Here is a 12460-nt window from a genome sequence, read left to right on the forward strand (position 1 = left end):
AGCGACGATCAAGTGGCAAGGAGGGTGTGATGCTCGGCATCGGAGAGTCCAAACCTGTTGCCGGTCGGGCTGAGGACGTCATCGCCTGTCCGATCGCGAAGGCCTATGATTTCATTGGCAAAGACTTCTTCGAAAACTATCCGAAATGGTGTCCCCAGGTGATCGAACTCGAGCAACTCTCCCCTCCCCCGGTGCGCGAGGGCAGCAAGGGGCGGCAGGTCACGCGGGACAGGGGAATCGACAGCGAGTCGAGATTTGAAGTGTCCTGCTTTGCCCTGCAAAAATCATTTGAAATCGTTGGTGTTACCGAACCTTTCCGGTCTTCATACGCCTTCGAAAAAGAAGACGACGAGTCTACACGGATCGTCTTCACTTTCGAATTGAAGGAGATCGACCTGGTGATGAGGCCCTTCCAGAAACTCATCAGAACGGCTCTGGAGGAAGGCGCCATTCAGACAATTGAAAACCTCAAACAACTGCTCGAACAGGCCGTCACTGAAACGGCAAGCGTTCCAGCTCAGTAGCCCACACAGGGAGAAAAGCATGTTCGTCGTTCAAAAGGACAATGGCGTCATTCCGCATGTCCTGACCCAGATTCTCGATTCCTGCGTCAACGGTGTGACCTTGAGCGATCCGGACATCGAAGATTCGCCGATCGTCTACGCCAATAAGGCGTTCGAGAATATGTGTGGCTACGACCAAAGCGAAATCATCGGTCGCAACTGCCGATTCCTCCAGGGCGACGACAGAGACCAGCCCGATCTCGAGCGACTTCGCGCCGCCATAAAAAGGGGCGAAGCGATTGAAGTCACCTTGCGCAACTATCGCAAGAATGGCGAGATGTTCCACAACCGTCTCGTCGTGAAGCCGTTGTTCGACGAGAGGGGCAACGTCGTCTATTTCCTCGGCGTGCAATACGACATTACCCAGCAGGTCGAAGCGCAGGAGGAGATCCAAAATCTGACGGAAAAGCTGGCGTTTGCCGGCGCCTGACAATAGATGAGTCTCCGGGCTGTGGCGTGGAGTTGAACCGCGCTACGGCCCTGCCCGTCAAACTGTCAGCGTGTCAGAAAGCTGTTCTCGCATCTGTTTGATCACGACATCGCAAGCTTGCGCGCGATCAAGTGCGCTGTCGTCCCTCAGCGTGCAGACGCCCGGTAAACATCGAGGTGATCGTGCCCTTGACGGCAAAAGCGGCGCTGACATGGACGATGAGAAAGGCGGTCAGGATCAGCATTCCAAGGAAGTGGATGTGTCGCGCCTGGTCGTAGCCGCCGAAAAGCGTCGCCAGTTCCTGAAACTGAACCGGCTTCCATAGTGCGAGGCCGGAGAAGAACAAAAGGATCACGTCGCAAATGACAAGGACGTACAGGCCGCGCTGCATGAGGTTATATTCACCACTGCCGTGCAGGAGCAGATGCCTCATCTCAACCCTGATGTTACGGTAAGCCGACATCGCGCCGATGTTCAGGATCTTCCGGACGAAATGGCCGGACAAAACGCCGTAGGCCAGATAAGCAAGACCATTTACAACCAGAAGCCACATGATCGCGAAATGCCACGCGAGTGCGCCAGCAAGCCAGCCCCCAAGTGTAATGTCGGGCGGAAACCGGAAGTCGTAGAGCGGCGCCGCATTGTAGATCCGCAGCCCGCTCATCAGCATGGCGATCGTGGCGAAGGCGTTGAGCCAGTGCGTGATCCGAACGAAAAGCGGGTGAACGATTCGACCAGGTTTGGCCTGAACGCGATTCTCGACCTTTTGAAGCAAGCCTCATGCCCTCCCCCTTTCCTGATATATCAGGAGGCGTTCTCAGGGAGGGACGTCTGAGACAAAATGCAGACGAAATCCGCCAGGCTCAAAAGAGAGAGGGATAAAGGCGGCCTTTGTCGCTTCCGCGTCATTCTCAAACGCCGAAACAACCGCCGGCAAATCTCAGACGCCGGGCCTGCGCCGGCCCTTGGCGCGAGGCTTGAGCGTCACAAACCAGTGCGCAAGAGAAAGACTCGCAGAGAGGAGGGCAGAGCCGTAAACCAGACTGCCGAGACCTTCGTCCCTTATTGCATAGCTTAGCACGGCCAAAGACAGCCCCATGATCGTGACTGCCAAGGAAATCGTGCTCTGCTCGCTCATCTTGCCTCGCTTCACTCGCCTGGGAGTTTTCGGAAAAATCCACTCGAAGCCCGATTTTCCGGTCAAACAAAGGCATGATTTAGGCAAGCGCGTGCCCCCCTCCAGCCATGACCAGGAGCGGGCCCTGCATACTCCCACGGCGCATCCGCGAGCCAAGATCCCTTTGGAATGGGTGACTGCGATTCCGGGGCTGGCCGAACCCCATCCCGGCCCTCGTCTCCAGGCGATCGGGAGGTGTCCAGCATCGGCAGTTATCTCGATTTCCGCATCACGCGGGCCTGGCTTCACGACATTGTCTCACTCTGAGACAGATTTCCTCCTTCGCCACAATAGCGAAACAGCGAGACACACATTCTGATATTGCGAGACACATCGACGCAACACCCGTCTGATACCTGATCCCACATGAGTGAAAGATCGACATCTTAGACAAAAGGCGCGATGCCCCGCTGGACCAACTGACCCGGGCGCATTTGCATCAGGCCACATCGGCTCTGTCTCACCCACAAAACATGGACGTGTTCAATGAATGGCGTAGTGGTGCTTGCGCTTCGGAGACCCTACACGTTTGTCGTCTTATCGATCTGCATTGTAATATTCGGCGTCATGGCGGTATTCAAAACGCCAACGGACGTCTTTCCTAACATCAAGATTCCCGTCGTGGCGGTTGTTTGGGCGTATGCAGGACTGCTGCCGACAGAGGTCTCCGGTCGCATCACCTATCTTTACGAGCGTCAGCTGACTTCGAATGTCGAGGGCATCGAGCATATCGAGAGTCATTCCTATTACGGCAGCAGCATTATCAAGATTTTCCTGCAACCCGGCGTCGACCTGGCCGCCGCCGAGGCGGATATTGATTCCATCTCTCAAACTGTGACCAAGCAGCTTCCACCCGACATCTCGCCGCCGATGGTCATGCGGCTGGAGGCGTCCTCCGTGCCTGTCGCGATGCTGAAAGTGACGGCCGAGAATCTCACGCCTGCGGATCTCTACAACCTCGCGAAAAACAAGATTCGTCCGTTTCTCGTCACCATTCCGGGGGCCATCCTCCCACATCCCTATGGCGGACAGGACAAACAGCTTCTTGTTTCACTCGATCAGCAGAAACTCAAGGCGCGGCGCCTGACAGCCGCGGATGTGCACAATGCGCTCGGACGGCAGAGTATCGTGCTCCCGGCAGGCGATATGAAACTCAACGCGACGGACTGGATGGTGCAAACCAACGCCACGCCCATGCAAGTCGCTGACTTCAATAATATACCGATCAAGACCAGCGGAAACGCAACGATCTACATGCGCGACGTCGCCGACGTGCGACTCGGCGGCCCCCCGCAAATCAATGCGGTCCTCGTCGATGGCAAGCAATCGGTGCTGATCGTCGTGATGAAGAGCGGCGAGGCGTCGACACTGGATGTGGTCGACGGGATCAAAAAGGCGATTCCACGAATCGAGCAGATTGCGCCACCTGGCGTAAAGGTCGAGCTTCTCAATGACGCATCTGTCTTCGTTGAGGATTCCATTGTCGACGTGCTCCGTGAAATGGCCCTGGCGTCGGCTCTGACCGGCGTCGTCGTGCTGCTCTTTCTGGGCTCCTGGCGCGCCACCGTCATCATCGCAACTTCGATCCCGCTCTCCATACTCTCCGCCATTATCTGCCTGCATTGGGCGGGGCAGACGATCAATGTCATGACGCTCGGCGGACTCGCACTTGCTGTCGGCATTCTTGTCGACGACGCCACTGTGATGATCGAGAATATCGACACCCATCTCGAAATGGGCAAACCGCTTGAGGCCGCAATTATTGACGCGGCCAATCAAATCGTCATCCCCACCTTCGTGTCGACTCTGTGTATCATCATTGTCTGGTTTCCGCTGTTCGAACTCACCGGCGTCTCGGGGTGGTTGTTCACGCCGATGGCTGAAGCCGTGATGTTCGCCATGATGGCCTCCTTCATCCTGTCGCGAACGCTTGTGCCGACGATGGCCAAATACCTTCTCGTCGACCACAATGCGCCGCATGGTCACGCCAATGGCGTCATTCTGGACGACGAGCCGTCACTCTCCGGCGGCCGGAAATACCCCACAGCGGAGGAAATCTACGCTCTTGCGAATCTGGACGCAGAGACAAACGCCCTTGCCGGTGACGGCGGCGTTGCGCACTTTGCGATTCCCGTGCCTGATCCGCTTGATCATCATCATAATCGAATGGGCTTTTTCAATCGGATCCAACAGGGATTCGAAAGGGGTTTCCAGCGCTTTCGTGATCGCTACGCCGCGCTGCTGAGTCGCGTGATGCGGAACAGGACACGCTTTGTTGCTGGCTTTCTCGCCGTCGCGGTGGCGTCACTCGCCCTCTTCTCCTTCAATGGGCAGGAGTTCTTCCCCGAGATCAAATCGGGGACCCTGCAAATGCACATGCGGGCGCCGCTCGGGACGCGCATAGAGGCGGCCGGGCGTATCGCCACGCTTGTTTCCAATGACATCGAAGCGCTGCTCCCAGGCAAGGTGGAAGGCGTCGTCAGCAATTGTGGCCTCCCGGTCGGGCCGCACAATATGGCGTTCATACCGACTCCAACCATTGGCGCGCAGGACTGTGATCTGACGATCACTCTGAAGGAAGACGCCTCGCCGGTGTGGGATTATCGCGCCATTCTTCGCAAAGGCCTCAATGAACGCTATCCTGGCACGGAGTTCACCTTCCAGCCTGCCGATCTCACCGCGAAAATCCTCAATTTCGGCACTCCCTCGCCGATCGACGTACAGATTAACGGCGGCGACCAGACTGCAAGCTATGAGTTCGCGCGAAGGCTCGCGAGCCGTCTGCGCAGAATCAGCGGCGCGGCCGATGTCGTCATCCAGCAGACCATGCGGACGCCCACGCTCCTCGTCGAAGGCAACCGGAGCCTCGGGCTTGGAGTGAAGCTGACGGAGAAGGACATTGCCGACAATTTGCTGATGACGCTTTCGGGCAGTCAACAGGTCGACCAGCAATTCTGGCTCGATCAGAAGACGGGGAATTCGTACCAGATAAATGTTTACACACCGCAGCCGCAGGTGAATCGCGTGCAGGATTTGCTGACGATTCCCGTCAACAAGAGCGAGGGCGAATCCTCCCCCGACGAAATGCAATTGCTGGGCAGCGTCGCGTCCATCACGGCGGTCGGAACACCCGGCGTCGTCACGCACGCGAACATCATGCCGCTGTTCGACGTCTATGTTTCGGCGGAACGGCGTGATCTTGGAGGGGTTCTGGCGGACGTCAAGAAGACTGCGCAGGAAATGGAGCACGAACTGCCGCGCGGCGCGAGCCTCGAGATTCACGGACAGGCCGAACTCATGCACAGCGCCTACGTCGAGCTGATCGGCGGCCTGTTCGCCTCGATCGTCCTGATTTACCTGCTGATTGTCGTGAACTTTCAGTCATGGCTCGATCCCTTCATCATCATCACCGCACTCCCGGGCGCTCTTGCTGGAATCGCCTGGTCGCTGTTCCTCACCCACACCAACATCTCCGTGCCCGCTCTCACTGGCGCCATCATGTGTATGGGAACGGCGACAGCAAACGCGATTCTGGTCGTCGCCTATGCACGCGAACGGATTGACCTGCATGGCGACGCAGTCATGGCGGCTCTCGAGGCAGGCTATGCGCGCATTCGTCCAGTGATCATGACGGCGTCAGCAATGATTATCGGCATGCTGCCCATGTCCATGAGCAACTCGCAGAACGCGCCGCTCGGGCGCGCCGTGATTGGCGGCCTGATTGTCGCGACCTTCGCAACTTTGCTCTTCGTCCCCTGTGTTTACGCAATTGTCTACAAGCGCGCCCCGAAGGGAAGGGAGGCCGTCTGATGGCTACCGCACTGCTGCGATTTGTTCATTCCGATCTGCGGGGAAAGAAGGCGCAATATGCCGCCGCTCTCTCGCTGCTTGTCTTCCTTTGTCTTGTCTTCTACGCGCGCAAGCGCGAGGCGGACACGATCCGAGAAGAGACGCTCGCCAACGCCATTCCGACAGTCTCGGTCACCAGCGCGAAGCCCGGCGCACAGACCGAGACGATCACCTTGCCTGGCAATGTCGAAGCCTGGTTTCAGGCGCCGATCTACGCCCAGGTCTCCGGCTATGTGAAGATGTGGTACAAGGACTATGGCGCGCAGGTGAAGAAAGGCGACGTTCTCGCGGAGATCAACACGCCCGCGCTCGACGCGCAATATTCGCAAGCCAAGGCCGCGCTCGAGGCGGAGCGGGCCAAATACAATCTCGCCGTTGTCACGGCGCAACGCTGGGGCGCGCTCCGCAAGTCACATGCCGTTTCCGAGCAGGAAATCACTGTTCAAGAAGCCAATATGCAGGCTGAAAAGGCTCAGCTCGAAGCGGCGGAGCACAATGTCAATAATTTTGCCGCGCAGCTTCAATTCAAGACCCTTGTCGCGCCCTATGACGGGGTCGTTACCGCGCGAAACATCAACGTCGGCGATTATATCAACAAGGACGGCAATATCAGCGACAAGAACGCCGTGACGAATCTGTTTTCGGTCGCCGACATCCATCAGCTTCGCCTGTTCATTTCGGTGCCTGAAGCCTTTGCGCATGTTCTGAAGCCGGGGCTGACCGCTGAAATTACCGTGCCGCAATTCCCAAAGAAGCGCTTCGTCGCAAAGTTTCTGACGGTCGCCAACGGCTTTGATCCAGCGACGCGCACAGCCGTCACGGAATTTACGATCGACAATTCTGACCGCGCGCTCTGGCCTGGGTCATACGCCTCGGTGCGACTCACAGTCCCACTCGACGGGAACACGCTCACCATCCCTTCAAGCGCCCTGGTCTTCCAGGAGGGCGGCGCGCAGGTGGCCGTCGTGGAGAGCGGCGACAAGATTCATTTCAAGCCGGTTCATATCAATCGCATTCTCGACGGCGTCATGGAGGTTTCATCTGGCGTTTCGCACACCGACCGTATCGTCAACAACCCCAGCGCGGCGCTGCTGGAAGCCGACAAGGTGCGCGTCGTGACCTCTGCCCCCGGCTATGAGATCAATCCCGCCGACCTGAACTAGAGCATGCCCGAGTCCGAACCAAACAGTCCTCGTCGAGTCGTCTCAGCAATGCACGTCATTCGAACAAGATTTGCCTTCCGCTCCCTTTGGCTTCTGCCGTTCCTGCTTCTGGCGGGCTGCGACTCAATGCCCGGCGTCGATCTCGCGCCGGCCTATGAGCCGCCGCAATATGTTGTGCCGGCGTCATGGCATGGCGGGAGCCCTTTCGTGGAGGCGAAGCCCTCCGACGCCGAGATTCGCGGCGAATGGTGGCGATTATTCAAGGACCCGGTGCTCAACCGGCTCGAGGAACAGGCCATGGCGGCCAATGCCGAGCTGCAGGCGGCCGCCGAGCGCTTCCTGCAGGCGCGTGATCTGATGATGAAGGCCAGATCGCACATGCTCCCGCAGCTCAATCTCGGACTCGATGCGTCAAGCAACAAGGAGTCGGAATCCGCGCTGTTTCGCGGGCCTCTCAATCCCATCTACGACACCTCCGTTTCCGACCAGGCCGGCGCCTCGTGGGAGCCGGATTTCTGGTACGCGATCAGAAACGAAACGAAGGCGCGGACCTATCTCGCGCAGCAAAAGGCGGCCGAATTTGCCCTCGCGCGCCTCAGCCTTCAGGCGGAAATCGCCGCCGACTATTTCACGCTGCGGGGCTATGACGCGCAGACCGACATTTATAACCAGTCCATCGGCTACTACAAACAGTCGCTTGCCGTGGTGAATGACCGCTTCGCTGGCAAGATCGCATCGGAGCTCGATGTCGCCCGCGCCAAATCCCTTCTCTTCGGCACGGAGGCGAAAGCGCTGGAGGTGCAGGGAGAACGCGAGGTCGCAGAGCACGCCATCGCCATTCTCGTCAACACCGCGCCGGCGAGCTTCAGGATTTCGCCCGCGTCCAATCTGAAGATGACGCCGCTCAAACTGCCGAGAACGCTTCCATCGACCCTTCTGGAGAGGCGTCCCGACATTGCCGCCTCGGAGCGCGAAATGGCGCAAGCGAACCGCGAGATCGGCGTTGCCCGGTCTGCGTTCTTCCCCCGGGTCGAATTCAGGATCGACGGCGGTTTCGAGAGCCACGGACTCAACCTCGTGAAGCTCGCAAACAGCTTCTGGTCCTACGGCTCCGCCGTGTCGATGCCCGTCTTCGACGGCGGCCTGCGGAGAGCGCAATTGCAACGGTCGTGGTCCGTCTATCGTGAAACGGAAGACAAGTACCGTACGACCGTGCTCAACGCCTTCCGGGAGGTCGAGGACGGACTCAGCCTGACGAACAGGCTCAGCGCGTCGGCGCGCAAGCTTGACGCCGCCGTCGCCGCTGCGCTCGAGACGCAGAATCTCACCATGGACCTCTATAAGGGAGGCCTCAATTCGAGTCTCGACCTCATCTATGCGCAGGTCGCGACATTGACCGCGCGCATCGAACTCGCGCAGGTGAAGACGCGAGTCCTGAAGTCAGGCGTCGATCTTGTTCGCTCGCTCGGCGGCGGCTGGCAGCGCGGCGAACTCCCCCGCGAGGAAGACATTCAGCCCTTCCACGCGCTTCAATATGAGGGCCTCGACAGGCCCGCCGCCGCGGGCGGGATCGATGTTCCGGCGGATAATCATGCGCACGACGCCTTGACCGGGAGCGCGCTGTGAATCGGATCAGGGCTCAGTTGGCCGAAGCCGCGGTGTGGATGATCGTTCCGACATGCTCGCCGCGCAGGGCGGCCGTGAGCCGTCCCGGCGCCAGTCCGTTCACGATCTGAACATGTTCGAGATGCCGAGCTGCGGCCATCACCTCCACAAGCGCACGGTCGAAGGGGAGTGGGCCCTCCATCTTTGCAAGCTCCGCGGCGCTGGTCTCGGGAATGAATTGCGCCTGCCCTGCGGCCGGCCCGTTGGGGTCGGCCGTGAACACGCCGTCAACATCCTCCACAATGGTGAGGCCGGCTGCGCCCAGCGCGTCGGCAAGCAGAAACGCCCCGGTGTCCGCGCGGTGCGGGGGGATACGCGCGGTCGGAAATTCGTGATGATGATAGGGCGGAAAGGCGCTGCCGACGACGGCGCGGGCCGCCGACAGGTGGATGGCGAGCTGATTGGCGATGGTCGGATGCTCAACATAGGAGACGCCTTCCGGCGCCAGCAGCGACGCGAGTATGTGTCCATTCTGGCCTGCCTCGCTCGCGGCGAGCGGCGCCAGCGAACCCACCGGCAAACCGAGATCGAGGCCCACGCCATAGAGATGGCGCGCGCGAATCCCCGCGCCTGTCAGAATGAGCATGCGATGCTCGGGCAGGAGACTCCTGAGTTCCTCCACAATTGGCAGGATCGCATCGGCGCCGCGATCCATGATGGAGCGGCCGCCAATCTTGACGACCTGCAGCCACGGAAGAAGGCGAATGGGCCGTCGTCCGGCGACCGGACGGGTGAGATCGACGTCGAGGAGCGTTTGACGAGCGAGCGGCGAGGCGACGTGCTTGATGCTGTTGGCTGTCTCTGTCATGGCCGTCTTCCCTCAGCTTGCCGTGATGATGGTGCCGACATGTTCGCCTGCGAGCGCACGGGTCAGAGCGCCGGGGACAAGGCCGTTGACCACCTGCACCTGCCGGACATGCCGCGCCGCCTTGAGCAAGTCCAGCACAGGAAATTCGAGGATCGAATCGTGCAGCCCCTGCGCCTTCATCTCGTCCACGGAAATCATCGGAATGAATTTGGCGTCCCTGGACGTCTTCGGATTGGCGGTGTAGAGGCCGTTTTCATCTTTCACGTAAATCATCGCCTTGCAGCCGAATTGCTCGGCAAGGAGAAAGCAGCCGGCGTCGGTGCGATAGGGCGGGATCACGCCGTCGGCCGCCGGACGCATCCAGAGGTTATATGGCGGCATGCCGCTGAACACGACGGCGTTCACTTCCGCAAGGTAGAGCGGCACGGCCGAAAGGCCCGCGCCGTTGACAGCCGAGACGCCATGCTTGGCGAGAAGCTGCCCCAGCATCGCGGCGTTCTGATCCGCGACAGAGGCGCCAAGCTGAGAGAGAACGCCCGCCGGCAGGCCAAGGCCGGCCGCAATGGAATAGAGGTGCCGCGCCCGCGTGCCCGCGCCGGTGCCGATGAGGAGTTTGTGCGCGCTGCGCGCCGCGACAATTTCCTCCACAAGCGGATAGACGGCGGCGCGCCCGCGGTCGATGATGCTCTGCCCGCCGATCTTGATCACGGTCGCGTCTGGCAGAATGCGAAAGTCCGCCGCGTCCTCCGCCGCCGCCAGAAGAACCGGGTCGGTCAAGGACCGCTGCATCAGGAGCGTTTCCAGCTCCGCCGTCGTCGTCGACATGAGACGCCTTTCATGCTTGGCTCTTCACAGCGCGAAGAGAAGGCGCGCGGCGAGCCGCCGCTTTCGGAGGCCGTTCCGGACAAAGACCGGAAATCGCGCGCTGCGTTCAGGTAAAAGACGTATCCGCCTTTGGGCAATATGCGAAACTGCGGTATTTTTTGGCGCCCCCCCCGCCGGCTGGTGAAATTTTCGCCAGTCTCGCAGGCGAACGGGCGCCTCGTTTCAGAGCTGAACACAGAAGCGGCGCCGCTGCCATGATCGTCCGTGCGACCATTGCAAAGCGCCGCCCATGCGCCGACGGGACGCTTCCGTCAGCTTACCTCCGACGCTCACTCGTCATCGGCTTTGCGGAAACCGACGGCGCTCCGTGGTGGGGTAGAACAGATCGAATCTCTTCGGCAGCCCCGGAAAGACAGTCATGAGAAGCTCGAAAGAAGCCAGGCGAATAACTTGAAAAAGGTTATGCTGATCATGAGCCTATCCTGGCGCCGCCTTCGACGCGGGCATTTGCGTGCGCTTCTTTTTCGATGGCGACAATGCCGCCCGATTGCAGCGCGCGCGAAGCGGCTCAGGACGCTTTCGGCCGTTTCAGCTTGTCTCTGATTTCGTCGATCAGGATCGAGAGCACCGCTCCCGTTTCAACGAAGCGACGTTCCGCGCCCGCGGCGCGCCCGTTCATCGCTCCCAGATCCTTTTCCTTGCCTGCGACAAGGTCCTTGAGCTGAGACAGCCGAGCCTGCGCTTTACGCAGTTCTGCGTCGAGCGCGTCTACCTCAGCCATCGCCTGGCGATGCGCCGCATCTGCATCCCTGGCGCGCGCCTCGGCGCTCGCCAATCTTTCACAAAGCGCCTTGAGAATGCGTTCGAGTTCAGAGACGAGATGGGTCGCGTGCCCCTCGCGATTTCTGACCGCCTTTGCAACTTCATGAATCAATTCGACGGCGCCATCATCCGGCTTCGCCGCCTCGGCCAATGAATGATTTTCGTCGTCGGAGGCGTCGGCGCTGCGCTTTCCCATGTCTTCACTCGGCTTTGATCCTGATCACTGCAAATCAAGCCGAGGATGTGGCGCCAAAATGCGCCGCCAAATCGAAATTCTCAGGAAGAAACAATGGCGGCATCAAGCCTTTGTGCAACCCCGACGGTTGCGCCTGGGCTGCTTCCGGGCGAGGGCGGCGGCGCTCAAGCTCGCCGCGAACTCTCCAGCTTAATCCTTGTCGTTCTGATCGGTGAACACCTGGCCCACCGGTTCGCCATTGCCGCCGTAAAAGAAGTTATCGCGAATGGCTTTCTCGTTCTCCGCTTGTCCACGGGGCCCTCTGCGGCCATCGAAGAATTTATCCTTCTTTCCGGATTGGTCGTCGCCGATATATTGCCCGCCGCCCGTTATGATGGATTCGGTTTGAGCAAGGGCCGGTGACGCGGCCAGCATTGCCACAAGCATGAATGTCCGAGCGATCATGTTTCCTGCCTCCGGAAATCTGAAACAATCTGGTTATAGCGTGTGCGGTTTTATTGCTCCAGTCACGCTTGTCAATCCGCTCGCCATCCAATTATCTTGAGCTTTACAATAGGGCGCTTTACGCAGCCTCTCGGTCGGCCCCTTTCACAGACGACAGGAACAACGCGCCCGGGCGCCCGTTGAACCTGCTTCCGCAGGTCGGCAGGGTGGAACAAAATGTCGCGCAAGCTGGTCGTCGCGCTCGTCGCCTGGTTCGGAGCCATTCACGCGGCGTTCGCTCTGAATTGCGGCACGCGCATCGTAACCGAGGGTCTCAGCGCATATGAAGTGTTGCGCATCTGCGGCCCGCCCGCGTGGGTCACCGCCCCGGTCAACGCCTTTCAGGACGAAGAGTGGATTTATGATCTGGGATCCACAAAGTTCATGAGACGCCTCACATTTCGAAATGATCGGCTCGTCCGGATAGAGGAATTGGGTCGCGGCGGCTGAACAGCCTCGCGCGCGCGAGCCGCATAGGC

At 59.7% G+C, this 12460-nt stretch carries 12 protein-coding genes; 6 read left to right on the top strand and 6 right to left on the bottom strand.

The window, feature by feature from the left end:
* The first annotated feature begins 29 nt into the window (after window positions 1-29).
* A complete protein-coding gene (locus ACR652_RS09140) occupies window positions 30-524 on the top strand; it encodes an SRPBCC family protein (protein WP_434506196.1) in 495 nt (164 codons plus the stop codon).
* A 19-nt stretch (window positions 525-543) separates the two neighbouring features.
* Window positions 544-993, top strand: a complete 450-nt coding sequence (locus tag ACR652_RS09145) for a PAS domain-containing protein (protein WP_434506197.1) — start codon at window positions 544-546, stop codon at window positions 991-993.
* A gap of 127 nt (window positions 994-1120) precedes the next feature.
* On the opposite strand, the gene ACR652_RS09150 is transcribed toward ACR652_RS09145, so the two are convergent.
* Both ACR652_RS09150 and ACR652_RS09155 read right to left on the bottom strand, forming a co-directional pair.
* Window positions 1121-1768 carry a cytochrome b/b6 domain-containing protein gene (locus tag ACR652_RS09150; protein ID WP_434506198.1) on the bottom strand — a complete coding sequence of 216 codons (648 nt, stop codon included), beginning with the start codon at window positions 1766-1768 and terminating at the stop codon, window positions 1121-1123.
* A 165-nt stretch (window positions 1769-1933) separates the two neighbouring features.
* Window positions 1934-2131 carry a hypothetical protein gene (locus ACR652_RS09155; protein WP_434506199.1) on the bottom strand — a complete coding sequence of 66 codons (198 nt, stop codon included), beginning with the start codon at window positions 2129-2131 and terminating at the stop codon, window positions 1934-1936.
* A 525-nt stretch (window positions 2132-2656) separates the two neighbouring features.
* Here ACR652_RS09155 and ACR652_RS09160 point away from each other — a divergent pair.
* Genes ACR652_RS09160 through ACR652_RS09170 form a run of 3 tightly spaced genes read left to right on the top strand, consistent with a single transcriptional unit; the run spans window position 2657 to window position 8808 of the window.
* Window positions 2657-5980 carry an efflux RND transporter permease subunit gene (locus ACR652_RS09160; RefSeq protein WP_434506200.1) on the top strand — a complete coding sequence of 1108 codons (3324 nt, stop codon included), beginning with the start codon at window positions 2657-2659 and terminating at the stop codon, window positions 5978-5980.
* Window positions 5980-7182 carry an efflux RND transporter periplasmic adaptor subunit gene (locus ACR652_RS09165; protein ID WP_434506201.1) on the top strand — a complete coding sequence of 401 codons (1203 nt, stop codon included), beginning with the start codon at window positions 5980-5982 and terminating at the stop codon, window positions 7180-7182. Before ACR652_RS09160 ends, ACR652_RS09165 begins: the two co-directional genes overlap by 1 nt.
* A gap of 48 nt (window positions 7183-7230) precedes the next feature.
* Window positions 7231-8808 carry an efflux transporter outer membrane subunit gene (locus tag ACR652_RS09170; protein ID WP_434506202.1) on the top strand — a complete coding sequence of 526 codons (1578 nt, stop codon included), beginning with the start codon at window positions 7231-7233 and terminating at the stop codon, window positions 8806-8808.
* 13 nt (window positions 8809-8821) lie between these two features.
* Here the strand turns inward: ACR652_RS09170 and ACR652_RS09175 are convergent, their stop codons facing one another.
* From ACR652_RS09175 to ACR652_RS09190, 4 genes are all read right to left on the bottom strand, one after another.
* Window positions 8822-9655: a molybdenum storage protein subunit alpha gene (locus ACR652_RS09175; RefSeq protein WP_434506203.1), complete on the bottom strand. Its 834-nt coding sequence runs from the start codon at window positions 9653-9655 to the stop codon at window positions 8822-8824.
* A 12-nt stretch (window positions 9656-9667) separates the two neighbouring features.
* Window positions 9668-10480, bottom strand: a complete 813-nt coding sequence (locus ACR652_RS09180) for a uridine kinase (protein ID WP_434506204.1) — start codon at window positions 10478-10480, stop codon at window positions 9668-9670.
* A gap of 568 nt (window positions 10481-11048) precedes the next feature.
* Window positions 11049-11498 (bottom strand): hypothetical protein, encoded by a 450-nt coding sequence (locus ACR652_RS09185; protein WP_434506205.1) that lies wholly within the window; start codon window positions 11496-11498, stop codon window positions 11049-11051.
* Window positions 11499-11687: 189 nt separating this feature from the next.
* Window positions 11688-11942 (bottom strand): hypothetical protein, encoded by a 255-nt coding sequence (locus ACR652_RS09190; RefSeq protein ID WP_434506206.1) that lies wholly within the window; start codon window positions 11940-11942, stop codon window positions 11688-11690.
* A gap of 216 nt (window positions 11943-12158) precedes the next feature.
* Between ACR652_RS09190 and ACR652_RS09195 the strand changes: the two genes are divergently transcribed.
* A complete protein-coding gene (locus ACR652_RS09195; RefSeq protein WP_434506207.1) occupies window positions 12159-12431 on the top strand; it encodes a DUF2845 domain-containing protein in 273 nt (90 codons plus the stop codon).
* Window positions 12432-12460: the final 29 nt, after the last annotated feature.

This window comes from Methylocystis sp. (assembly GCF_051061225.1).
In the GTDB taxonomy this organism is placed as follows: Bacteria; Pseudomonadota; Alphaproteobacteria; order Rhizobiales; family Beijerinckiaceae; genus Methylocystis.